Raw genomic sequence first — 23,681 nt, 5'->3', positions numbered from 1 at the left:
ATCGTCCAGGCCGCGAACCGGCATGCTGCCTTTATCCCGAGCGGGACTACGCCATGCTGCTGCCGCTCGCCGGCGGCGGCATGGCGACGGCGGCGCTGCTCGGCGCTGCTCGGCGCTGCTCGGTTCGTTCGGCTACGCCAGCAGCCAGGCGTTTGCCAAGGCCGGCCAGCACGCCGTGCTCGACATCCGCACCTCGCTGTACCGCCATCTGCAGAGCCTCGACATGGCCTTTTTCGACCGCCGCCGGACCGGAGAGCTCATGTCCCGCTGGAGGAAGGCAAAACACCGCCAATGTATGGAACCAGACACATGGATGGGCAAACAGTTCGATCGGCTCAAGCAAGCCAGGATTTATAAAAAATACGAATGATAAAAAAACCAGCTGCCTGCAACAGGCGCTGGTTTCTTTGAGTAGCTTACTGCATATCGGGGGTTTTCCCTAAAATATCGGACGGATATGACCTACTATGTTGTCAATTCTTAGTTTTATCTGTCAAATCATCGACATTCTTCTTTCCTTCATCCTGGATCTCGTCATAAACCTGCTTGCCATTTTGAGAAACTTCGTTATATAAACGCCTGCCAGTTTCGTCTGCGTATCTCCATGCGAAACTTTTGCGATTTTCAATTTTTTTATAGATATCGCTCCAAGGGAGACTGCTTTCTTTTTTCGTTTTCATATAATTAAGGGCTGCTTGCAAATTCAAGTTTTCCTGGTTCATCAGACGCTGCATCGTTTCCCGTGTCCTATTGAGCTCACCCTGTTTCTTTTCTTTTTGAATGTTGGCCTGCCCTGTCCCTTTTTCTATCCAAAGCGTCCACTCACCGCGCAATTTTTCATACGCCTTATTTAAATATTTTTCCAACGCTTCGCCCGTATCGGTGGAAATAAACTCTCCACCTCCGGAAGCAGCAACTTGCTTGAGCATTTTTTGACCTTCATTATCCACATCAAAGCCAATAATATTGACAACTGTCTTTACTTTGGATTCATGAAGCTCTTTGGCAACCCGTACGGGGTCGCCTCCACAAGTCTCAATTCCATCACTTACCACATATACGACCGAATCGGTTGTCTCGGGATTTATATCCTGCTTTACAGATTCCAGCGCATTCGCGATTGGTGTCCATCCCGCAGGGTTTATTTCTTCGAGCGCCTTTTTTATTTGGTCGGTCTGTACACCCTGGCCGTGAAAGATTTCTTCCGTAGTTCTGCAGGATAAAGGCTTATCTTCATTGCTTCCTGTTCCCTTATGCCCATAAACCCGCAATGATATCTCTGCATTTTTGGGCATCTTATCCCCGAAATGTTGAATGGCCTCCTTTGCAGAATCCATTTTTGATTTGCCGTTAATCTTTGCTTTCATGCTGCCGCTTGCATCTAGCAAGATTGAAATATGCAGCTTCCTGTTGGCAGGCAGTGTAAGCTTTGCATTAGGCCGCTGATTATTAACCGTAATCGTGGATTCAAAATTAATGAAGGTAGACACATAAGGGCGATAATCTTCAGCCAGTAGAAGGAGTAGTTCTTCCATATATCGGTCAGCCGTCAGATCAGCCGGCAAATCGTCTAAAGCGTTCTGAACCTTCTGTTCATCATAGTTGGAGCCGCCAAAACGGCCCGGGGCTTTCATTAAAATTTGTTCATCCGTCAATTCAACTGGCAGCTTGCTTTGTTTCGAATCCAGGGGGTCCTCAGGGTTTGAATTATTCCCCTTTACTGGTTCGTTATCCTGGCCGGACTCGGATGGTTTCTGACCGTTTGGAATATCCATGGACGAATTGTTGCCCTGTTCTAAATCCGGCGGATTCGGTGTGATTGCACCATTCTTTTCCGACCCGTTACTACAACCGGCGAGAAATACGATCATCGTTAAAACGATAATGAGTGAAGTTCTGATCATCACTTACCTCCCATTAATCTTTTTTAAGTCGCTGATCGAGCAAAGCTAAGTCTTACTTTTGAAGCATAAATTTGTCCCAGCTGCGATCGACTTTACGAAAGACATCGCTTTGGGTTAATGGATATAACTCGAATATCGCCCTTTTTCTCGTAATCCACTAACCACACTTGGGTTACGTTGGACATCGTCTTATCTACGGCTTCAGCTCGGAAAAATAACCAGATGAAGGGTATCAACGGCCGGCTTTCAATCCCAGCTAATTCCAATATTACTACTGATTTCACTCATGATCAAATCTGCTTGTTCAATTATTGGTGGGGGACCATCATCAAAAGAAAATAAAGTTTGAACCCAAGTAATCAATTTGACACGGTATATTCCCTTTGATCAAACCACCTTCATATTTTCAGTTTGGATTGTCAACACTAAACTGGATAAAAAATATAAGTTCTTGCACTTCAGCGTTCCATGAAGACGGTGGTGGTTGTACCCGTGAATATAATCCCACAGTTCCAGGTTTAGCTGTTCCAGGCTCTTAAATTGCCGTTGATTGGCGAGCTCGGTCTTGATGAAAGTAGCCTCCGCGACTTCATTGTCGCAGGGCCAGCCTTTGTTGCTAAGCGAACGCTGAATACCAAAGGCTTTGAGCGCTTCCATCACGGTTGAAGAAGTCGACCAATAAACAGACGTAATTCCACTTGCGGTGCGGCTCGCAATCGCGCGGACGCTGCTCGCCGATCCGCGCCTCATCGTGCTCGACGAGGCGACCGCCTCGCTCGACACCGAATCCGAGGCGCTCATCCAGGAGGCTCTCGCCGCGCTTCTCCGAGAGCGCACCTGCCTCGTCATCGCCCATCGGCTGTCGACGGTGCGCAGCTCCAGCCGCATCGTCGTGCTGGAGGCGGGACGGATCGTCGAGAGCGGCTCGCATGACGAGCTGATGGCCGGCAGCGGCCGCTACCGCAGCCTGTACGAGCGCCAATTCCCCCAGGCTTCGGCAGACGGCGAAGCCGTATGAAACGGGCCTGCAAGCCGCATAGTAAGCAAGGCGTTCCTTGCCTTTCGCGCGACTCGCAGGCAAGCATTTTTGGACGAGAAAGGTGCCGGTGGCTCGCTTGAAACGTCTGTCTACCCGAGCGCGGGGACAGAAGGCCGCTCTGCTGGCCCTCGCCTCCGTGCCGCTCATCATGACGCTCGGCAACTCCATGCTCATCCCGGTGCTGCCTGGGATCCAGGCCGCTCTCGGCATCACGCCGCTTCAATCCAGCCTGCTCATTACCGTCTATTCCGTCATGGCGATCCTGCTCATCCCGGTCGCCGGCTACTTGTCCGACCGCATCGGCCGGCGCAAGGTCATTGTTCCGAGCCTCATCCTCGCCGGCGCGGGCGGCGCGATCTGCGGCTGGGCGGGCGGCTGGGAAGGCGTCTGGACCGGTGCGGGCGACAGCGCCTACGGATGGATCCTGGCCGGCAGGCTGCTGCAGGGCATGGGCGCTGCCGGCGCGATGCCGATCGTGCTGCCGCTCGTCGGCGACATGTTCCGCAGCGAGGCGCAGGTAAGCGCGGGCCTCGGCTTGATCGAGACGGCCAACACCTTCGGCAAGGTGCTGAGTCCGATTGTCGGCTCGGCGCTGGCGATCCTCGCCTGGCAAGCGCCTTTCTGGTCGATCCCGGCGCTATGCGCCCTCTCTCTGCTCCTGCTGCTGACGCTCGTGCGCGTGCCCGCCCGGCGGGACGGAGCCGCCCCGCCTCCGCCCGCCAAGCAATTCCTCGCCAAGGTGTGGCGGCTCTTCCGAATCAACGCGCGCTGGCTGTCCGCCTTGTTCCTGATCGGCGGCCTCGCCATGTTCATCCTGTTCGGCCTGCTGTTCTACCTGTCGGAGACGCTGGAAAAAGAGCATGGCCTGCACGGCATCCGCAAGGGGCTCGTGCTGGCCATCCCTTTGGCTGTGCTGTGCACGGCCTCGTTCGCTGCCGGCAAGGCGATTGGCAAGCGCAAGGCGGCGATGAAGTGGATCATCGCCGGCGGCTGCGCGCTGGCTGCGGCGGGCATCGCCGCCTGCCTCCCGCTGGAAGCGACGGCGGTGCGCGTCGCTTGCCTGAGCGTCGCCGGGCTTGGCATCGGCGCCGCCCTGCCGTGCCTCGACGCCTTCCTGACCGAAGGCATCGCCAAAGAGGAGCGCGGCTCGATCACCTCGCTCTACAGCAGCATGCGCTTCGTCGGCGTAGCGGCCGGTCCTCCCGTCGCCTCGCTGCTGATGCGCAGCTCCGTGTCGCTGCTCCTGGCCGCGATGGCCGCCTGCGCCGCGGCGGCCGGGGCGCTCGCGCTGCTGCTGCATGCCGGCCAAGGCCAGCCGCAGCAGGACGCGCAGCGCGCCATGCTGCTCGCCGCCCGCGAGCGCGCAAGGCGGCGCGGCGGCGCCGGCGCGCGCTAAGCGCGGCAAAGCGCCGCGCGCGATGGAGCCGCCGAAGCGGAGCGATGGGCAAGGCCATCCCCGCGCCGGGTCAAGGCATTGTCGGCTCCCGCTGGCCATGCCTGCATGCAAAAGGGGCTGCCCCGAGATCCGTTTTGGGATCCTTGGGACAGCCCCTTTTTTCGCTTCCGCGCGATCGAGCCGCAGAGCTTGCCGGATAAAAACAGCGCTAGGCGCCAGGCAGCGCCGCGCGCCGCACAGCCGTGCAGCCGTGCTGGCGTACGCCCGCCGCATCCGCGCCGCCTGGGCTCAAGCCATGGACGCGTCTTCGGCGAGCTCGATGACGCGCTTCTCCTTGGCGCTGCGGCGCGCCGCCTCGATCAGGCGGATGACGCCGAGCGCGTCCTCCGGAGGCACCGGCATCGCCGCGCCGCCTTGGATCGCCTCGGCGATGCCGCGGTAAAAGTCCTCGTAGCGGCCGGGCAGCGTATCGACCTTCGTGCGCACGGTCAGCTCGCCGACGGCCGTCGTGAGCTCGCCGTAGCATTCCGGCTTGTCGGCGCCCCAGCCTTCGTCGCCGGGGCGGCGGCCGCTTTTCAGCTGCTCCTCCTGCGGATCGAGCCCGTACTTGATGTAGCTGCCCTGCTCCCCATGCACCATGTAGCGCGGACCGGCCTGACGCACGAGCGTGCCGGCGCGCAAAATCGCCCGCGACTGCGGATAGCCGAGCACGAGGTGGAAATAGTCGACCGTCACCGCGCCCTCCCGGTCCAACCGCAGATCGGCCCAGATGCTCTCCGGCATGCCGAGCAGCTGCACCGCCTGGTCGATCAGATGCGAGCCGAGATCGTACAGGATGCCGGAGCCCGGCAGCCGCTGGTCGCGCCACGCCGTCTCGACCTCCACCTCCGGCGCGTAGCGGTCATAATGCGCCTCGTAGACGGAGATCCGCCCGATGCCGCCGGAGGCGAGCACCTGCTGGACGGTGAGGAAGTCGTTGTCCCAGCGGCGGTTGTGGAATACGCTCAGCCGAACGCCCTTTTCGCGCGCGAGCGCGATCAGCTCCTCCGCTTCCTTCGACGTGTTGGTGAAAGGCTTCTCGACGACGACATGCTTGCCGGCGAGAATCGCGCTGCGGGCATGCTCGTAGTGGAGGGTGTTCGGGCTCGCCACGACGACGAGCTCGACGCCGCTCGCGAGTAGCGACTCGACATCGTCGTGCACCTGCACCTCCGGATAATCCTCCAGCACCTTCTCCCTCTGCGAGGTGACGACGCCGGTCAGCGTCAGCCCCTCCTCCGCCGCGATCAGCGGCGCATGGAACACCGCGCCCGACAGTCCGTAGCCGATCAATCCCGTTGGAATTCCCATCTGGCTTTCTCCTCCGCTTCCGTTTCTGGCATGGGCTCAGGCCCCCGCGGCACGCGCGCAGCCGGCCCATCGTCGTGCTCTTCATTACCCGGCTTGCGGCGAGAGAAAACGAGGGGCAGGCGCAGATGAGGCGGAGATGAGGCGAAGATCAGGGCGCAGACCCTCCTGATTCCCGCAAAAAAACAGCCGCTTCCGCGGATCAAGGCGCCCTGAATGCCTTGGTTCCATGGAAACGGCCGTTCTGACGCACGCGGATCTAATCGGCGAGCCGGTAGCCGACGCCGCGCACGGTCTCGATGTAGCTCGGGCTGACGGCGCTGTCGCCGAGCTTGCGCCGCAAGCTTTTGACATGCACGTCGACGACGTTGCTGTTGCCGAAAAAGGCCGCCCCCCAGATCTCCTCCATGAGATGGTCGCGCGTCAGCACCGCGCCTTCGGCCAGGATGAAGTGAAGCAGCAGCTCGTACTCCGTCTTGGTCAGGTCGACCCGGGAGCCGGAGCGGAAGACGGCCATGCGCTTCGTGTCGACGACGAGATCCTTGAAGCCCGGCAGCCCCTCGTCCGCCGCCGCATGGGCAGAGCGCTCCCGCAGCAGATGCTGGCCGATGCGCTCGAGCATCTCATGCGGAGCGGCGGCGGCAAGCTGCCACGACTCCGCCGCCTGGCGGGCGGCCTTGCCTCCGTAGGCCGTCTGGCCCCGCTGCGGCTTGATCGCCAGCGCCCGGCGGCGCTTGGCGGGATCGGCGATGAACGTGCGGAAGCCCGGGTCCGAGCTCAGCACGTTGGCCGCCCCGGCATCGAGCAGATACAGGTCCGCCTGCAGGCTGTGCAGGACGAGATCGTCCACGCGGTGGAACACGAGCACGTCGTAGCAGGCGGCCGACAGGTCGCGGATCAGCTCATGCAGCAGATTCGGATACGGGCTGATGAGCACGATGCGGCGGGTCGAGGCGCAGACGATAGGCGCCGCTTCGGCGGCGGCTTCGCGGAATGGCCCGCGCTCGTCCCTCGCGTCGCGCGCCGCTTCGGCCGGAGCCTCCTCGGCGATGCCGGAAGCGCCTCCGCCAAGCGCGCTCCGCGCCTCTTCCGCGACTGCCGCTCCGTACCCGTGCAGATGCGGCTCGGCGATCCGCTGCAGGTCCTCCTCGCTGAAAATCATCGGCATATCCATTCTCCTCCCTCTCCCTCCGACGCTTTCGGAGGATGAGTCCTCTCTATCCTTCCCGGCGGTCCGGGTCTCTCTGTTTTTTCGGCGGATCGTGCCGCCTCGGCAGGTTTCCGGCGAGATGCCGTGCCCAGGCCTTCCTCCTCGGCCTGATGGCGTTGCCCTAAGTATAGATTCTTGTTGAAAAAGGGTCAACCGGGGGCGGCGGGCGTACGCAGCTGCCGCTCGGCGAACTCGCGGTACAGCGCATGCGAGGCAAGCAGCTCCTCATGCGTGCCCCGCCCGGTGATGCGGCCCTTTTCGACGAACAGGATCTGATCCGCATCCACGACCGTCGACAGGCGATGCGCGATGACGACCGTCGTCCGGCCCTCCATCAGGTTGCCGAGCGCCTGCTGCACGACGATCTCCGACTGGCTGTCGAGCGCGCTCGTCGCCTCGTCGAGCAGCAGCAGGTCCGGCGCGCGCAGCAGCGCCCGGGCGATGCCGATGCGCTGGCGCTGGCCGCCGGACAGCTTGATGCCGCGCTCGCCGACCTGCGTGTCGTAGCCGTCCGGCAAGGCGTCGATGAACTCGTCGGCATAGGCGAGGCGGGCCGCCTCGCGCAGCTCCTCCGCAGAAGGCTCGCGCTCGATGCCGTACGTCATGTTGTCGCGGATCGTGCCGGCCATGAGCGGACTTTCCTGCGCGACGTAGCCGATGCGCGCGCGCCAGCTGGCCAGCGAGTACGAGCCGATCGGCTGCCCGCCGAGCAGCAGCCTCCCTGATGTCGGCTCGTAGTAGCGCTCGAGCAGCGAGAACAGCGTCGTTTTTCCGCCACCGCTCGGCCCGACGATCGCCGTCACTTGCCCCGGCTGCAGCGTGAAGCCGAGGTCCTTCAGGATCGGCTCTCCCCCGGCGTAGCCGAAGGACAAGCCCTCCGCGACGATCGGCCGGTCCGCTCTCGCGAGCTCCAGCCCTTCCTCGAACCGCTCCTCCGGCTCGGCGAGCATGCCGTTGATGCGCTCGGTCGCGCCCATCGCTTTGTTGAACTGGGTGAAGAAGACGGCGACCTGGCTGAGCGGCAGGATGATCTGCATCAGGTACAGGATGAAGGCGACGAGGTCGCCCGCCGTGATCGCGCCCGAGGAGACGCGCACGCCGCCGTAGCCGATGATGACGACGAGCATCGTCATGATCGTCAGCGAGATCGAAGGGCCGACGAGCGCGCCGGTCGCTCCTTCGCGCACGCCGAGCGCCTGCAGGCGGCGGATGCCCGCGAGTCCCTCGCGCAGCTCCCGCTGCTCCGCTCCGGATGCCTTGACGAGCCGCACCTCGGAGACGACGTTGTTCAGATGGCCGGAAAAGCCCGCCGTCTCGTCCTGCGTCGCCTTGGCGATGCGGTTCATGCGGATGCCGAGCGGCACCATGATGCCGGCGAGCAGCGGGATCGCGACGAGCAGGATGAGCGTCATCCGCCAGTCGAGCAGCAGCAGCAGGACGAGCGCGCCCGCTGCCGAGATAAGGCCGGTGACGAAGCCGACGAGGTGGTCCGTAATGAGCCCGCGCACGACGAGCGTGTCGCTCGTCATGCGGCTGACCGTCTCGCCGGTCTGGTGGCGGTCGTAATAAGGCACCGGCAGCGCCATCAGCTTGCGCCAGAGCCGCTCGCGCAGGCGGGCGACGACATGCTGGCCGATGCGCGCGAGCAGGTAGCTCGAATACGCTCCGCCGGCCGCCTGCAGCAGGAAAAAGACGGCCAGCAGCGCGATATGCCCGCCCGTCAGCCGGCTCAGGCTGAAGCCGTCGATGAACTGCTTCGTCGCGAGCGGCACGACGAGGCCGGCGACCGTCGCCAGCAGGCTGAGCGTCAGCGCGGCGGCGGACAGCCCGCGCGGCGGCTTCGTCTCGGCGATGAGCCGCACGAAGTCCCTCCAGCCGGCCCGCGGCGCGGCGGGCTCGGTAGTGGCGGAGCCCGGTGGCGGAGCCGGGGCGGCGGGCTCGGCTGTGGCGGGGCCCGGTGGCGAAGCGGGGGCGGCGGGCTCGGCTGTGGCGGGGCCAGGTGCCGGAGCCGGGGCGGCGGTGCTGGACGCCATGCGGCGCGACGAAGCTCCGGAAGTCGATTCGGACATGGTGAGGTCTCCTTTCACGGGCAAAACCGTTCTCTACATTATACGGCACGCTCAGACAAGCTAGCCAACGCATGGGCACAAGACGCTTGTCCATTCCATGCCTGTGCGTCAGACATGCCAAAGGCCCCTTTCGGGGCAGCGTGAGCTGCTCCGAAAGGGGCCTTTGGTGCAGCCCGATTTTTTCGGGCTGCAAGCTTTTTTCCGCGGCTTCGTGTGCCTGCAACCCGATTTTCTCGGGCTGCAGCCTTTTTCCCGCGGCTTCGTGTGCCTGCAGCCCGATTTTATCGGGCTGCAGCCTTTTTCCCGCGGCTTCGTGTGGCTGCAACCCGATTTTGTCGGACTGCGGCCTTTTTCCCGCGGCCTCATGCGCCTGCAACCCGATTTTGTCGGGCTGGCGAAGCCGCGCTCTATTCCAGGCTGGCCAGCAGCTTGGGCTCATGCCTCGGGTCGACGTCCGAGAAGCTCCGACCGACCAATCGGGAGGAGCCGAAAGCTCCGCCAGCGGCACGAAGCGCAAAAGCCGATCAGCCCTCCACCGGCTTGCGCAGCTGCACGGTGCCTTCGAGCGCCTTGAGCGAGCTGGCGTCGACGAGGCCGGCGCCGAGCCGCCAGAGCGCGATGCCCTTGAGGCCGTAGCGCTTGGCGAGCCCGGCCGGACCGCGCAGCGAGACCGCCGTCTCGCTGCCCATCGAGATGCCGAGCAGCAGCTTGCTGCGGTCGGTTTCCTTTAGCGCCAGCCGGATCGCCTCGTCCACGCGGACGAGCGGCTCCGGACCTTTTTCCCCCTCGTACGCATAGGCCATGATGACGATCTCGTCCGACTGCTGCGCCAGCGCCTTGTAGTCATACCCGGCGAACGCCCCGTTGAGCGGGTGGAGCGCCAGCGACAAGCCGAGCCCTGCGGCCCGGGATGCGGTCCGAAGGTCGGTGACGAAGCGGGTGAACGACTGCTTGGCCGCCGCCTTGTCCCCCGTCAGTCCGAGCCCCTCGAAATCGAGCGCGATGCTGCGGAAGCCGCCGATCGAAGCGGTCGACACGATGCCCTGGATCGCCTCCGTCCGCAGCGCCGGATCGCCGAGCAGCTTGGTCAGCTCCCCGCGCCCGTCCGCGCCGAACACCATGAACTGCGTGTTGACCCCCGCCGCCGACGCGTCCGCGACGATGCTCTCCGGCGTCGTGGCGCCGCTGGCGCTCGGCCAGTAGAAGTCTTTGCCGCTGAGCGTCAGCTTGCCGTCCTCGCCGATCCGCCCCCAGCCGAAGGCGACCGAGTCGAAGCGGTCGAGCATCTTCACCTGCGAGAACGAGCTGATCGCATAATAGCCTTTGACGTAGACGCGTTCGGCCGGCGACAGGATGCGGACCGTCTTGGCCGCGCCGTCCCAGCTCACCTGGGCGCCGAAGGCGCTGCTGAAAAAGCTCAGCGGCACGAGCACGCTGCCGCCGCTCTGCACAGGAGCCTGGGCGAGCGCGGCCGCCTGGCCGTCCAGCTGCGCCTGCTTGCTGCCGACGCGCAGCAGCACGGAGCGCCGGCTGCCGTCCGCAAGCGGCTTGTTCGCGGCGACCGTCTTGGCCTTGGCGTCCCAGACGACCGGGACGTTCAACGCTTCGGCGATGGCGCGGAAAGGCACCATCGTCGTGCCTTTCACGAGCTGCGGCGCGGCAGGAAAGGCGAGCGGGAAGCCGTCGAGCAAAATCGTCGCCGATGCGGCGGCGGCAGCGTACGGCACGGCGGCCGCCGGCGCGGCCAGCGGCACGGAAGCGTACAGCTTGGCCGCCAGCGGAGCCGGAGCGGCGGTCGCGGACGATGCGCCGGGCAGGACGCTGGACGCCAGCGTGAACAGCTTCGCCGAAGGCGCAGCGGCGGCCGCTCCAGCGAATGGCGGCAGCGGCTTGGCCGGGGCGGCAGCGACTGGAGCAGCGAGCGGCGAAGCGCTTGCTCCGGCCGGGCCGGACAGTGCGGCTCCGGCCAGCAGGGCGGAGGCGAGCGCGGCGGCGGTCAGACGGCGGGTCGGGACTACGGACATGGATGGAGGTCCTCCTTCGGCGGATCGGCGGGATAGCGGATTTCCGGAATTTTCTACCTGCTCTTCTAGACGAGTGGGAGATTAATAGAGTTGCGGACGGACGGAATCTCTCCGGATGGCGATAGCCGCTCTTTTCGGCGGAGCAGGCAACGGCCCGGCCAATGGTGTATGCTAATGGAAAATGCCGCCATCCGGCGTGCGAGGGAGGCTTGGCAAGCATGAAAGCTCCAGGAGAAAAGGGCGGTCCGAGCCGGGATCGGCGTCAAGCCGAAGCCGGCGTTCGTCCGAAAAGCCGGTCCGGGCGCCATGAAGGAAGCGCAGTCCCGGCCGACGGCGTCGAAGCGGGCGCGGAAGCCATCGGGGGCGCCGGAGACCGCCCGCCGGGGAAGGCCCGGAGCGCGGACAGCCTCGATCCGGCTCTCGAGCCGTTTCACCCCGTGCTGGCCCGCTGGTTCGCCGACTCGTTCGGGACGCCGACCGATGCGCAGCGCAGCGCCTGGTCGTCCATCCTCGGCGGCGCTCATACGCTGCTCGCGGCGCCGACGGGCTCCGGCAAGACGCTTGCGGCGCTGCTCCCCTGCCTGGACCGCTTGCTGCGGGCCAAGGAAGCCGCCTTTTCGCCGGATGGAGCCGGAGCGGGTCGCCTCGCCGCAGCCAAGCCTGCGCCAGCTGCGGAAGCCGATCCCGGAGTCGATCCTACGCCCCGATCCGCTTCGGCATCCGAATCTGCCTCCGCTCCCGGCCTTGCACCGGCATCCGACTCTGCGCCAGCCGCCGGATCCGGCAAGGCCGCCTCCGTCTGGCGGCCGGGCGTGCGCGTCCTCTACGTCACGCCGCTGAAGGCGCTCAACAACGACATCTACGACCATGTGACGGAGTTCGTCGCGCAGATCGCGGAGCGGATGGAACAATGGTCACACCAAGGAGTGCCGGGTATTACTTGCGCCGTCCGGACCGGCGACACGCCCTCCTCAAAGCGCGCCGCGATGCTGCGCCGTCCGCCCGACGTGCTCGTGACGACGCCGGAATCGCTGTTCATCCTGCTCGGCTCCGACAAAGGACGCCTCATGCTGCAGACGGCCGAGCAGATCATCGTCGACGAGATCCACGATCTGGCTGCGGACAAGCGGGGCTCGCACCTGTCGCTGACGCTCGAGCGGCTCGAAGCCTGGCGGGGAAGCCCGCTGCAACGCATCGGACTGTCCGCGACGCAAAAGCCGATGGAGCGCGTCGCGCGCTTCCTCGGCGGCTGGGCGCCGCCGAAAGCCTTCGCGGCGGAAGAGTCGGCGGATCTCATCGACGCGGGGACTGCGCAGGCGGATCCGCCCAATGGAGGGAATGCGTTGGCGGGGATCCCCGACACGGCGAATGCACGGGCGGGCCTTCCCGACGCAGGGACTGCGCAGACGGTTCTCCACGACGCGGCGAATGCGCAGGCAGGCCTCCCTAATGCGGTGAATGCGCAGGCGGTTCTCCACGACGCGGCTCCAGCGCCGATCGGCCCCCTTGCCGAGGAGGCATCCGCCCAAGCCGAGCCGCTGCCTGCCCATCCGCTCGGCTATGTTCCCCGTCCGGTCGCCATCATCGAAAGCGCGATGGCCAAGACGATGGACGTCCTCGTCACGATGCCGGGGCGCGTCCGGCTCGGCGGCAGCCGCGACTCCGTCTGGTTCCCGATCATGGACCGGCTGCTGCAGCTGATGGAGGGCTGCCGCTCCGTGCTCGTGTTCGTCAACAGCCGCCGCATGGCGGAGCGGCTGTGCCTGCGCCTCAACGACTACACCGGCCAGGAAATGTGCCGCGCCCATCACGGCAGCATGGACCGGGGGCGGCGGCTCGAGGTGGAGCGCCTGCTCAAGGAAGGCCGTCTCCGCTGCATCGTCGCCACCTCCTCGCTCGAGCTCGGCATCGACGTCGGCCACGTCGACCTCGTCGTGCAGCTCGACTCGCCGCTGTCCGCGGCGGCAGGCATCCAGCGCATCGGGCGCGCCGGCCACGGCGTCGGCGAGGCGAGCCGCGGCATCATCCTGGCCCGCCAGCGCGGCGTCCTGCCGGAGATCGCGGTGCTCGCGCGCATGATCGCCGAGCGGGACATCGACCCGATCGAGGTGCCGCGTCACGCGCTCGACGTGCTGTCGCAGCAGGCGGTGGCGATCGCCTCCCTCGACACGGTTCCGGTCGAGGAGATGTACCGGCTCATCCTCGGCAGCGACAGCTACCGGGCTTTTCCGCGCCAGCGGCTGCTCGACATGCTCGCGGTGCTGGCCGGACTGTACCCGTTCGCCCGCCCGCTGCTGGAATGGGACCGCGAGGCGAACGCCGTCGGCCCGCGCCCGAACAGCCGCATGGCCGCCGTGACGGGAGCCGGCACAATCCCGCAGAGCGGAGCCTATCCCGTGCACCACGCCGACAGCCGCTCCCATGTCGGAGAGCTGGACGAGGAGTTCGTGCAGGAGAGCCGCGTCGGCGACGTGTTCCAGCTCGGCACGAGCTCCTGGATGATCTCGAGCATCAGCAAGGACCGCGTCTATGTCAAAGAAACGGGCAACCGCTTCAGCGAGATTCCGTTCTGGCGCAACGAGGCCGGCTCCCGCTCCTACCGGCTCGGCGAACGCGTCGCACAGCTCTGGACGGAGCTGATGGAGCGGCTGGAGGCCGCAGATGCGGCTTCCAGTGAAGCTCCCTCGGCATCGTCATTCGACGCGGCTCGCGTTGGAGCGCCCGCCCCGGCCGATGCTCGCGATGCGGCGCCGACCATCCTTGCGGCCGATGCGGCTTCCCATGAAGCTCCCTCGGAAATGTCATTCGACGCGGCTCGCGTTGGAGCGGCCCCGGCATTGCCCGACGGCCCGGAGTCCGAGCCTGCCCGCCCCAAGCCGTCGGCATCCGGCGACGGGGCTCCGCTCGCTCCGACGAACGCCGACGAATCGGACGCCCCTTTCAGCGCGGCGGAGGAAGCGGTCATCCGCGACCTGCAGGAGCCGTACCGCCTCGACGACCGGGCTGCGCGCAGCCTCGTCTCCCTCGTGCGCGCGCAGCGGGCGACCGGCGTCGTCCCGACCGCCGCGCGGCTGGCGGTGGAGGTGTACAAGGACATCGCCGGCCAGACCCATATCGTCATCCACAACGCCTGGGGCCGCCGAGTGAACCGCACCTTGCAGCTGGCGATCGAGCGGAAGTTCGAGACGAGCCTGCCCCATCGCCTGTACGGCAACGCCAAGGACAACGGCATCGAGTTCGTGCTGCCGGAGTGGGATCCGTCCTGGCTGCAGGCAGTCCGTTCCGTGACGCCGGACAACCTGCGGGAGCTGCTCGTCGAGGCGCTGCCCGGCTCGCCGTTGCTCGCCGTAGCGTTTCGGCGCATCGCCGAGACGTCGCTGCTGCTGAAGCGCAGCTTCGGCCGCACGCCGATGTGGCAGCTCCGCTTGCGCGGGGAGGAGCTGCTGCGGGCCGCGCTTCCTTATGCGGACCGCTTCCCCTATCTCGGCGAGGCGATGCGCGAATGCCTGCGGGACTATCTCGACGAGCCGCGCCTGAAGGAGCTGCTCGGCCAGATGCAGGAAGGCCGGATCGCGATGGCCGTCCATTACCGCGACCTGCCGTCCCCGCTCGCCTCGCAGTTCGCCGCCGACTACGTCAACATGCGCATCTACGAGGGCGACGGCCTCGACCGCGCCGTCCAGGCGCAGCTGCTGCAGATGAGCCGCGAGCTCGCCGGCGAGCTGTTCGGCCAGGAAGCGCTGCGCGGAGCCGTCGATCCGCAGGTGCTCGAAGCGGAGCGCCGGCGTCTCGAGACGCCTGCCGCAGGCGCCCCGGGCAGCGCGGACGAGCTCTACCGGCTGCTCAAGCAGCGGGGCGATCTGACCGAGGCGGAGCTGCTGGGCGCAGCCGATGCCGATCCCTCGGCAGCCGGCTGGCTGCGCCAGCTGCGGCAGCAGCGGCGCGTCGCCGGCTACGAGCCGGGCGGCGGGCTAGCGGGCCGCTTCATCTGCGCGGACGAGGCCGAGCTGTACGGCCGCTTCCCGCAGGAGGACGACGCCGCGTCCTTCGTCGTCGAGCGCTGGATCGCCGGCCGGCTCGCCTTCACGCCGGAGGAGCTGGCCGCCCGCTATCCGGCGCTCGGCGCGGACGGCGCGCGGAGCCTGATTCCGCGGCTGCTGGAGGCGGACCGCATCCAGCTCGCGCCTTTCGCCGAGGAGGACGAGCTCCTCTACACGTCGGCGCTGACCGCCGCGCGCGTCGTCCGGCTGTCCGTGCAGGCGGCGCGCGGCCGCAGCGAGGCGGCGGACGCCGTCCGCTGGTGCCGTCTCCTCGCCGGCCGGCAGCATGCGCTCCAAGGCACGCAGCTGCAAGGAGAGCACGGCCTGCTGCGGGTGCTGGAGCAGCTGCAGGGCTTCTTTTTCCCGCTGTCGTACTGGGAGTCGTTCCTGCTGCCGTCGCGGCTCGCCTCCTACCGGCCCGAGGAGCTCGACCTGCTCTGCGCCTCCGGCGAGGTGCTGTGGCTCGGACGCCAGGGCGACGGGGAAAAGGAAGGCAAGATCGCCTTCTTCCTCCCGGAATCGCGCGATCTGATCGCCTCCTGGCTGCCGCAGGAGGATGCGCGGCCCGCCCATCCGCAGCTGCTGGAGCGCCTGAAGCGCGGCGGCGCGATGTTCCTCGCCCCGCTCGCCCGCGAGCTCGGCCGCCAGCCGTCCGAGGTGCAGGCCGAGCTGCTCGAGCTCGTCTGGCAAGGCCAAGTATCGAACGACCAGTTCGCCCCGCTGCGCGGCCCGTCTTCGGCCTCCCGCTCGCGCGGCTCCCGTTCCGGCCGGGGCGCCTGGGGCGGCTCCGGGCTCGGCCGCTGGTTCTGGACCGGCTCGCTGCGTCCGCCGCAGGACAGCGGTTCGCATAGGCCGCAAGCCGCGGCAAGCACGGGACTGGCGAAGCGGAGCGCGGCCGAGCCAAGCGCGAGCACGGAGAGCGGCTTGCCGGCTCTTCGTTCAGGGCCGTCCGCCTCCAATGCGCATCATGGGGACGGCGCCGCGCCCGCCGCAGGCTCTCTCCCGCAGGACGGATCGCCGGCGCTGCGCTGGATCGACCGGCTGCTCGACGTCTACGGCATCGTGTCGCGCGACCTGGCGGCCGCGATGTCGCCATGCGCCTGGGACGAGCTGCTGCCGGCGCTCAAGCGGCTCGAGGAATGGGGCGTGCTCGTGCGCGGACAGCTCATCGAAGGCGTCCCGGCGATGCAGTTCACGACGCGGGAGATCGCCGAGTCGCTGCGCCAGCCGCTGCCCGGCGAGGAGGACGGCCTGACCGTGCTGAGCGCGGCCGATCCGGCCAATCCGTTCGGCCTGCTGGCCGACTGGCCCGGGGACGGCGACGGCGGCTTCGCCCGCAAGCCCGGCAACTTCCTCGTCCTGGAGGACGGAGAGTGGCGCTTCTGGGTGGAAAGCAACGGCCGCCGCATCCGCAGCCTCGGCCCGAAGGGAGAGGCGCGGGACGAAGCGCCTGCGGCCGCATCGCTGCAGCAGGCGCTCGCGTCGATCGCCGCCCGCCAGGGGCTGGCCAAGATCGCCGTCGAGCAGTGGAACGGCCGCCCGGTGGACGAGACGCCGGCAGCCGAGGCGCTGCGCGGACTCGGAGCGGAGCGCGACCGGCACCGCTTCGTGCTGTGGAAAAGCCAGCTCAGCGCGAGGCGCTGAGAGGAGCCGGATCCGAAACCCAGTCTTGCCAATCGCATCCAGATCGACTAGAATAGGAACAAATGTTCTCGACCGAGGCTGCAGGTCCGCCATGCGCGGCTTCGGACAAAGGAGGAGCCTCGTGCCGCAAGATGAGCTGGATCAAGTCATCGACTATATCCAAGGCAATTTGTTCGACCCTATGCCCCTGGAGCGTTTGGCCAAGCATATCTCGTACAGCCCTTCTCATTTCGCCCGCCTGTTCAAGGAGCGCACCGGGCTGACGCCGCTCTACTACGTCTCCTCGCTGCGGCTCAGCCGGGCCAAGGACCTGCTGCTCAAAACCGAGTACACGATCCGCGACATCAGCCTCGAGATCGGGCAGCAGAGCCTCGGCACGTTCACGACTCGCTTCACCCAGCGGGTCGGGCTGACGCCGTCCGAGTTCCGCCAGTCCCGCTCCGCTGTCGGCGATCAGGCCCGCCGGCTGCAGGCGCTGGACAGCTGGGACGATCCGACGATCCAGGCGTCGTCCTCCCCGGTCTGGTCGGAGGTGAGCGGATTCGTCGAGCCCGTCCTGCCTTTTGACGGCTTCGTCCTGATCGGCCTGTTCGCCAAGCCGATTCCGGAGGGCATGCCGATCCACGGGACGCTGCTGCCGCGGCCCGGCGCCTTTCGGTTCACCGGCGTCCGGCCCGGCACCTACTATTTGATGGGGACGACGCTTTCCTGGGCGATGGGAGCGATGGACATGCTGCTGCCGCAGACGACGCTGCGCACCCGCGCCCGCTCGCCGATCGAGGTCGGCCCTTCCTCGCCCGCGCCCTTTCAGCATGCCTTGCTGTATGAGCCGCGCCCCGACGATCCGCCGATCCTCATCTCGCTGCCGCTGCTCATGAACCAGTTCCTCTCGCGCATGCGGGGGTAGGCGGGATAAGGCTGGGCGGTCCGCTCGCGCAGCTGCATGCAGGCCGTACAGGCGGTCTGCATGCAGCCGCATGCTGCCCTGGTGATTATCCGATCGCACAGACGCATGCTGCCCTTGCTGGTTATCCGATCGCACAGACGCATGCTGCGCCGCAGCGCCTCTGCTAGTGGTAAATTGGGCACTGGCGGGCTCCATTTCCGCCGCAATGCCTCCACCAGTGGTAAATTTGCCACTGACGGGCTCCATTTCTGCCGCAAGGCCTCCACCAGTAGTAAATTTGGCACTGACGAGCGTCCTCTCCGCCGCAGCAACATCGCCTCGTCTACCCGAATGGATGCGAGACGGACTCTGGGTCTCTTCGAAGTCCTTACGCAATGCCAAGGCCGCAACCCGTAATCGGGTTACGGCCTCACCTGTTCGTATCCGCACCCTAATCTCGGCAACCTGCGAAGGAAGAAAGACTTTCTTTATATGAGAAAGGATGTTCCCTGTCGATTGATTCGACAAAGAACATCCTTTTCACATGCCCGGATTCGCTTTCCGACATATTGGCCGATCCGTTTTCAAGCCATCGTTTCTGCAACCCGATTATTTCCGGCTACAGCCGGCTTCAAGCTCTCTACGACAGCTGCAACCCGATTTCTTCCGGCTCCAGCCGGCTCCGAGCTCTCTACGACAGCTGCAACCCGATTTCTTCCGGCTCCAGCCGGCTTCAAGCTCTCTACGACAGCTGCAACCCGATTTCTTCCGGTTCCAGCCGGCTTCGAGCGCTCCGCGACAGCTGCAACCCGATTTTTTCCGGTTCCAGCCAGCTTCAAGCTCTCTACGACAGCTGCAGCCCGATTTTTTCCGGCTGCAGCCGGCTCATGCCGTACAGCCGGATAAACCCAGTAACCTCTAGAGGAAGGAAGCCTGCACGAACATCGCGAGCATCGCCGCCGCTTCGCCGCGCGTGGCGGACGCTTGCGGCGCGAAGCGCGCCTGGCCGTCCGCGCCCGGACGCCCGCTCACGATGCCGGCCCCGGCCAAGACGTCCACCGCCTCGCGTGCAAACGGCGAGATGGAGGCCGCATCCGCGAAGGCGCTCGCTCCGACGGACGGCAGCTCCCAGCCGGCGCTGCCCGCGAAGCGCGAGAGCATCACGGCCAGCTGCTCGCGCGTCACCGGCGCGAGCGGCTCGAAGCGTCCGCCGCCGGTGCCGCCCGCGATGCCTTCGGCCGCCGCCCAAGCGACTGCCGGCGCATAATAGGCGCCGCGCGGCACGTCCGCGAATCCGCTGCCGCCGGCTGCCGCTCCGGCGCCGCTGTCCGCTCCCGCCAGGCGGCTCAGCATGACCGCGAGATCGGCGCGGGTCAGCGTCCGCTGCGGCGAGAAGACGCCGGCTGCCGTGCCTTGCACGATGCCGCGGGCCGTCAGGAACGCGGCCGGGGCTTCCATGTACTTGCCGGCGGTATCGCCATAGGCCGCAGCTTCAAATGCGATCCGGTACGAGCCCGAGCCGCTGCCGGCCAGGATCAGCCGGCCATCCCGATACGAGCTGCGGATAATCGGCCGGCCCGCCGCATCGAGCGCCACGATCGCTTCCGGCCGCTTCGCTTCCACGGTCGACGGCGCGTAAGGCAGGCTCAGCCGCACCGCTGCGGCGTCCGCTCCGCGCAGCTCCTTGCCGGCGGCGATGACCGTCACGCTCACCGCGCCGCTGCCGCCCTTCGCCTCCAGCGACCATGCGCCGCCTCCGGCGGCACGCACCGCCGCGGCGAACGCCTCGCCGCTCCACTCGGCGGAAGCCAGTCCCGCCGCGCTCAGCGTCACGCGCTCTAAGCCTGCCGCCGCCAGCCTTGCGGCCGCATCAGCCGTCAGCCGCAGTCCGGCCGCGTCCGCCGAGCCGGCTGCCGCGCGCAGCTCCAGCTCGCGCCGGGCCGCTCCAGCCGCGCTCAGCCGCTCCAGCGCCTGCTCCAGACCGGCCGCGCCGAATTCGGCGAAGCCGTCCGTGCCTGCCGCCTGCTCCAGCACGCCGCTCGCGACGCCGCCGCTCACGCTCACCTGCACAGCCGCAGGAGATGGCGTCGGGCTTGGCGAGACGCTCGGGCTCGACGTCGGCACGACGCCGCCCCCGCCACCGCCCGGCGTCGGCGTTGGCGTAGGCGTTGCGCTTGGCGTCGGAGTCGGCGAGACGCTCGGCTCTGCCGCCGCCTTCACCGTCACGCTCAGCTCGGCGACGCCGTAGCCGTCGGCGCTGACGACGCGGATGACCGCGCTGCCAGCCTGGAGCGGCTTCACCTTGCCGGCCGCATCGACCGAGGCGATATCCGGCCGGCTGGACGAATAGGTCAGCGCAGTAACCGTCGGGGCTCCCGCTCCGGGCACCGCTTTCGCCTCCAGCTGCACCGCCGCCTCGCCAGCCGTCAAGGCCAGCTCCTGCCTGGCCAGCTCTACGCGCGTCGTCTCCAGCTGCAGAAGGGCGACCGTGCCGCTCACTTCATGGGCGACGAGCAGCAGCGGCTGTCCCGTCGGGCTGTCCGCCGCGGCAATGAACTCGAGCCCCTCTGGCGCGGAATCGGTGTTCATCGCGTTTTCGCCCCCGCTTTCGCTGAAGTCCCGCGTATTGACGTAGCTGACGAACCGGGCTTCCGCCGGAGAAGTCACGTCATACGCCATGACGCCGCCGATGCGCTCGAGGCCGGTAAAGGCAAGCGTGCGCTCGCCGACATGGCCGATCCGCACGTCCTCGGGCTCCGGTCCTTTTTTCGTGCTTCGGGAATCGAACTTCTTATTCGTGTTGGAGGCGTTGAAATAGTCCGGCAGCCGCGAGGCGGTAATCGCCTCGAACGCGTTGCCGCTGTCGTACACCTGCTTCAGCTCCGCCGCGTCCCAGATCGAGAACGACCGGCCGCCGTACAGATAGATGGCGTCCGTGCCCCAGTCGCTCATCGCCTCGACGTCGTCATACGCCTTGGTCGCTCCGAAAAACGCCGCCGCGGCCGAGCCCGGCGCCAGCTTGTCCTTGAGCGACTTCACCTTGGAGGCGTTCGTCATGCCCGGCCATTCCGTGGCGTCGCCTTCGTTGGCCGTGACCAGATACATGCGGCCGCCCGCCTCGTACGAAGCGATGCCGTCCGGCATGTAGACGCCGTAGGCGTCGGCCGTCACCGGCTTGTACTGCTTGTCCTTGCCGTCGAGGTCGAGCGCGTTCGCGGGCAGCCTCAGATCCTTAAGACCAAGGCCGCGCACCGCCGTAAAGCGTCCCGCTTCGATGTCGAGCTCGGCGACGGCGTTGTTTTCCTGCAGCGAGACATACGCGGTCTTTCCGTCCTTCGACAGCGCGATGTACTCCGGCTCCAGATCGGTCGCCGCTTTGGACTTCGGTCCTTTGCCGACGATCTGGCCGCTGCCGTCGACAGCCCCGCGGATATGGACGCGGTCGTCGATGACGCTCGCGTCGCCGAAGCCGATCTGCCGCGACGTGCCCGTGCTGCGATCGACGATCGTGACGCTGCCCTCCGGATCGGGCGTGCCGGCGCCGCCGCGCGGCTCGCCCTCATCGGCGGTCAGCACGTACCGGCCATCCGGCGTCGACTTCACCATGTCCGGCTGCTTGCCTGCCGGATACGCCTTCACCAGATTGCCCTCGTAATCGAGCTCCAGCACCCGGCCCGCGTCGTTCGCGCCTGCCGCCTGCACGGCGACGAACACGCGCTTCGCCGCCACATTGATGTCGACGCTCGTCAGGTCGCCGAAGGCGAAGCCGGCCTCGGCCTCAGCCAGCTGCTTGACGTCGAGCTTGCGCTGAAGCTGCATCGTGCCCGCCTTCAGCTCGACAATGTCGAGGCTCGGCGGAGTGGCGGAGCCGTTCACGACGTAGAACCGTCCGTTGTCGCGGTTGTACTTCACGATCTCGGCCACGCCGCCGTCCTCGCTCGCCATGCCGACGCGGTACTCGCCGATCTTGGTCATGGCGAAGGCATCGGCGTACACCTGCTGAGACATCGTCTCTGACGTCGTCGCCGAAACGGCCGCGACCGCCGCCTGCTCCTCCGTCGCCGCAGCGGCCGTTCCCAGGCCCGCTGCCGGCACCAGTCCGGCCGCCGCGGTCGTCAGGCTCAGTCCGAGTCCTGCCGCGCGCATCCAGTTCCGCTTCTTCCTGTTCATCTTGTTTGTCCCCCTCGTCAGCTTGGCTGTCCTGCTAGCGAGCATATCAAGGCGATGTAAAGGCCTCGTCAGCGAATTTTAAAGATTTTGTATAGGTCCGCTGCAGGAAAATCCTTTAGAATAGAACGATATACAGGTCAATTGAATCGGGAGGGATCATCATGATCGAGCTGAAGCATGTGACGTGGAAAAGAGAGAATCGGACGCTGCTCGACGATGTCAGCTGGCGCGTGCGGCCCGGCGAGCACTGGGCGCTGCTCGGCCTGAACGGCTCCGGCAAGACGACGCTGCTGAACATCGTCTGCGGCTACATCTGGCCGACGTCGGGCGAGGTGTCCGTGCTCGGGCGCAAGTACGGCGAGGTCGATCTGCGCGAGCTGCGCAAGTCGATCGGATGGGTGAGCAATTCTTTGCAGGACAAGCTGTACAAGACCGACCGCGCCCAATACGTCGTCCTGAGCGGCATCCATGCGACGATCGGGCTGTACGACGATGTATCCGAGGGGGACGAGACGCGAGCCCGGGAGCATATGGAGGCGCTCGGATGCTCCCATCTATGGGACCGGGAGTACGGCACCTGCTCGCAGGGCGAAAAGCAGAAGCTGCTCGTCGCGCGCGCCCTCATGGCTTCGCCGCGGGTGCTCATCCTCGACGAGCCGTGCAACGGGCTCGACCTGTTCTCGCGCGAGCGGCTGCTCGAAAGCATCTCAGAGCTGGCCCGCCGGCCCGATGCGCCAACACTGATCTACGTCACGCATCATACCGAGGAGATCGTGCCGGAGCTCGGCCATGCGCTGCTGCTGCGCCGGGGGCAGATTTTCCGCAGCGGGCCGGTGGCCGACGTGCTCGACTCGCAGACGCTGACGGAGTTTTTCGAGGCGCCGGTCGCCGCGGAGACGCATGGCGGGAGAGTGTACGTGCGGGCTCTGTAAGGTCGGGCGCAGGCTCGAAGAGTTCAGGCACTCTCCACTCCCTCGTCGAGCCGATGCGCCAGGTTTCCGCTATCCAAGGCACTCCCGACTCCCTCGTCGGGCCGACGCGCCGGAGTTCCGCTATCCAGGGCACTCTCGACTCCCTCGTCGAGCCGATGCGCCGGTTTTCAGCTAGCCAAGGCACTTTCGACTCCCTCGTCGGGCCGATGCGCTGGATTTCCGCTATCCAAGGCACTCCCGACTCCCTCGTCGGGCCGGCGCGCCGGGTTTCCCCGTGCCGCTCATGAAACCTGCCTCGCCCGGGAAGGCTATGCCAGGAGAGCCGCTTTCTCCCGGCACCGCCAGTCAATCGGACAGGCGCAGCCGCAATTGTCACGGAATGTCCTTTGCCCCGGCAGCCGCCGTTCTCTACAATGGAGGAAAGGGCCGCCTTCCGCGGCTGCCCGACTTTCGCGTACAAGGAGCTGTCGCCCGATGAACACCTCGCTGGATCGCCGTCCGGCCGTCCGTTCGATGAAGCTGCTCGCGCTGCTCGCCCTGCTTTCCACGCTGCTGCTCGGCGGCTGCAATTTCACCTCTCCCGTGACCGACGGCTGGAAGTCCCGCGTCGCCAGCGAAGGTCTCGATATCATGCCCGGAAAGGCCAACTGGAAAAAGCTCACCTACCGCGTCACGCTCGAAAATGTCAGCGGCTCGGCGCAGGACGTCGAATGGGTCGAGCCCGTCCTCAAGAGCAACCTGCTGCTGAACGATCCCGACCGCTCGCTGCGCAAGACGATCGGCCAAACCGTCGAGGACGGAGGTCGCCTTGAAGTGCAGGACGAGATCGAGTTCGACTCCAAGAACGTCAATCTCGGCAGCTCGCAGAACGTGGAGTACATGCGGGTGAAGCTCAAGGGAAAGGACGAGCCGATCGAGGTCAACGTGTAGCTTTCGGCCCAGGCCGCGCCAAAAAGCCTTTCCAGCCGCCGTTGGCGGTCGGAAAGGCTTTTTTCATGTCGCCAGCGGCGGTCGGAAAGG

General features: G+C 66.0%; 13 protein-coding genes and 1 pseudogene. 7 read left to right on the top strand and 7 right to left on the bottom strand.

Annotated elements, in window-relative coordinates; translation table 11 throughout:
- The first annotated feature begins 22 nt into the window (after positions 1–22).
- Complete coding sequence (locus B8V81_RS02195) at positions 23–370, top strand: ABC transporter transmembrane domain-containing protein (protein WP_101807586.1); 348 nt, start codon at positions 23–25, stop codon at positions 368–370.
- A gap of 103 nt (positions 371–473) precedes the next feature.
- Here B8V81_RS02195 and B8V81_RS02190 read toward each other — a convergent pair whose 3' ends face one another.
- On the bottom strand, positions 474–1,904 hold the full coding sequence (locus B8V81_RS02190; RefSeq protein WP_101807585.1) for a VWA domain-containing protein: 1,431 nt from the start codon (positions 1,902–1,904) through the stop codon (positions 474–476).
- 387 nt (positions 1,905–2,291) lie between these two features.
- Positions 2,292–2,546: pseudogene (locus B8V81_RS02185) on the bottom strand (IS3 family transposase); the annotation flags it as partial.
- 61 nt (positions 2,547–2,607) lie between these two features.
- Here B8V81_RS02185 and B8V81_RS24660 point away from each other — a divergent pair.
- Positions 2,608–2,922, top strand: a complete 315-nt coding sequence (locus B8V81_RS24660; protein ID WP_180968356.1) for a hypothetical protein — start codon at positions 2,608–2,610, stop codon at positions 2,920–2,922.
- A 97-nt stretch (positions 2,923–3,019) separates the two neighbouring features.
- Positions 3,020–4,339 carry an MFS transporter gene (locus B8V81_RS02180; protein WP_244912695.1) on the top strand — a complete coding sequence of 440 codons (1,320 nt, stop codon included), beginning with the start codon at positions 3,020–3,022 and terminating at the stop codon, positions 4,337–4,339.
- Between the two features lie 288 nt (positions 4,340–4,627).
- Here the strand turns inward: B8V81_RS02180 and B8V81_RS02175 are convergent, their stop codons facing one another.
- The 4 genes from B8V81_RS02175 to B8V81_RS02160 form a co-directional block, all read right to left on the bottom strand.
- Positions 4,628–5,689: an oxidoreductase gene (locus tag B8V81_RS02175; protein WP_101807583.1), complete on the bottom strand. Its 1,062-nt coding sequence runs from the start codon at positions 5,687–5,689 to the stop codon at positions 4,628–4,630.
- A 256-nt stretch (positions 5,690–5,945) separates the two neighbouring features.
- Positions 5,946–6,854, bottom strand: a complete 909-nt coding sequence (locus B8V81_RS02170; protein ID WP_180968355.1) for a winged helix-turn-helix domain-containing protein — start codon at positions 6,852–6,854, stop codon at positions 5,946–5,948.
- A 191-nt stretch (positions 6,855–7,045) separates the two neighbouring features.
- Positions 7,046–8,965 carry an ABC transporter ATP-binding protein gene (locus tag B8V81_RS02165; RefSeq protein WP_280522964.1) on the bottom strand — a complete coding sequence of 640 codons (1,920 nt, stop codon included), beginning with the start codon at positions 8,963–8,965 and terminating at the stop codon, positions 7,046–7,048.
- A 524-nt stretch (positions 8,966–9,489) separates the two neighbouring features.
- Positions 9,490–10,989 carry a stalk domain-containing protein gene (locus tag B8V81_RS02160; RefSeq protein ID WP_101807581.1) on the bottom strand — a complete coding sequence of 500 codons (1,500 nt, stop codon included), beginning with the start codon at positions 10,987–10,989 and terminating at the stop codon, positions 9,490–9,492.
- Positions 10,990–11,207: 218 nt separating this feature from the next.
- On the opposite strand from B8V81_RS02160, the gene B8V81_RS02155 reads away from it, so the two are divergent.
- On the top strand, positions 11,208–16,673 hold the full coding sequence (locus B8V81_RS02155; protein WP_101807580.1) for a DEAD/DEAH box helicase: 5,466 nt from the start codon (positions 11,208–11,210) through the stop codon (positions 16,671–16,673).
- Between the two features lie 181 nt (positions 16,674–16,854).
- Complete coding sequence (locus tag B8V81_RS02150; RefSeq protein WP_228551922.1) at positions 16,855–17,580, top strand: helix-turn-helix transcriptional regulator; 726 nt, start codon at positions 16,855–16,857, stop codon at positions 17,578–17,580.
- An 897-nt stretch (positions 17,581–18,477) separates the two neighbouring features.
- Here the strand turns inward: B8V81_RS02150 and B8V81_RS02145 are convergent.
- Positions 18,478–21,729 (bottom strand): choice-of-anchor I family protein, encoded by a 3,252-nt coding sequence (locus B8V81_RS02145; protein ID WP_052333225.1) that lies wholly within the window; start codon positions 21,727–21,729, stop codon positions 18,478–18,480.
- 161 nt (positions 21,730–21,890) lie between these two features.
- Here B8V81_RS02145 and B8V81_RS02140 point away from each other — a divergent pair, with 161 nt between their 5' ends.
- Positions 21,891–22,661, top strand: coding sequence for an ABC transporter ATP-binding protein (locus B8V81_RS02140; RefSeq protein ID WP_043111311.1), 771 nt, complete (start codon positions 21,891–21,893; stop codon positions 22,659–22,661).
- Positions 22,662–23,135: 474 nt separating this feature from the next.
- Positions 23,136–23,591 (top strand): hypothetical protein, encoded by a 456-nt coding sequence (locus tag B8V81_RS02135; protein WP_028598900.1) that lies wholly within the window; start codon positions 23,136–23,138, stop codon positions 23,589–23,591.
- The last annotated feature ends 90 nt before the right edge of the window (positions 23,592–23,681 follow it).

Origin of the sequence: Paenibacillus pasadenensis (assembly GCF_002864175.1) — a bacterium.
In the GTDB taxonomy this organism is placed as follows: Bacteria; Bacillota; Bacilli; order Paenibacillales; family Paenibacillaceae; genus Paenibacillus_O; species Paenibacillus_O pasadenensis.
Note: the sequence above shows the minus strand (reverse complement) of the source record. Positions and strands in the feature narration are given on the sequence as shown.

Excerpts from the sequence above, each read along its gene's own strand:
- B8V81_RS02195 (WP_101807586.1), top strand. The coding sequence starts at position 23 with ATGCTGCCTTTATCCCGAGCGGGACTACGCCATGCTGCTGCCGCTCGC.
- B8V81_RS02175 (WP_101807583.1), bottom strand. The coding sequence starts at position 5,689 with ATGGGAATTCCAACGGGATTGATCGGCTACGGACTGTCGGGCGCGGTG.
- B8V81_RS02170 (WP_180968355.1), bottom strand. The coding sequence starts at position 6,854 with ATGCCGATGATTTTCAGCGAGGAGGACCTGCAGCGGATCGCCGAGCCG.
- B8V81_RS02190 (WP_101807585.1), bottom strand. The coding sequence starts at position 1,904 with ATGATCAGAACTTCACTCATTATCGTTTTAACGATGATCGTATTTCTC.
- B8V81_RS02135 (WP_028598900.1), top strand. The coding sequence starts at position 23,136 with ATGAACACCTCGCTGGATCGCCGTCCGGCCGTCCGTTCGATGAAGCTG.
- B8V81_RS02155 (WP_101807580.1), top strand. The coding sequence starts at position 11,208 with ATGAAAGCTCCAGGAGAAAAGGGCGGTCCGAGCCGGGATCGGCGTCAA.
- B8V81_RS02165 (WP_280522964.1), bottom strand. The coding sequence starts at position 8,965 with ATGTCCGAATCGACTTCCGGAGCTTCGTCGCGCCGCATGGCGTCCAGC.
- B8V81_RS02140 (WP_043111311.1), top strand. The coding sequence starts at position 21,891 with ATGATCGAGCTGAAGCATGTGACGTGGAAAAGAGAGAATCGGACGCTG.
- B8V81_RS02150 (WP_228551922.1), top strand. The coding sequence starts at position 16,855 with ATGCCCCTGGAGCGTTTGGCCAAGCATATCTCGTACAGCCCTTCTCAT.
- B8V81_RS02160 (WP_101807581.1), bottom strand. The coding sequence starts at position 10,989 with ATGTCCGTAGTCCCGACCCGCCGTCTGACCGCCGCCGCGCTCGCCTCC.
- B8V81_RS02145 (WP_052333225.1), bottom strand. The coding sequence starts at position 21,729 with ATGAACAGGAAGAAGCGGAACTGGATGCGCGCGGCAGGACTCGGACTG.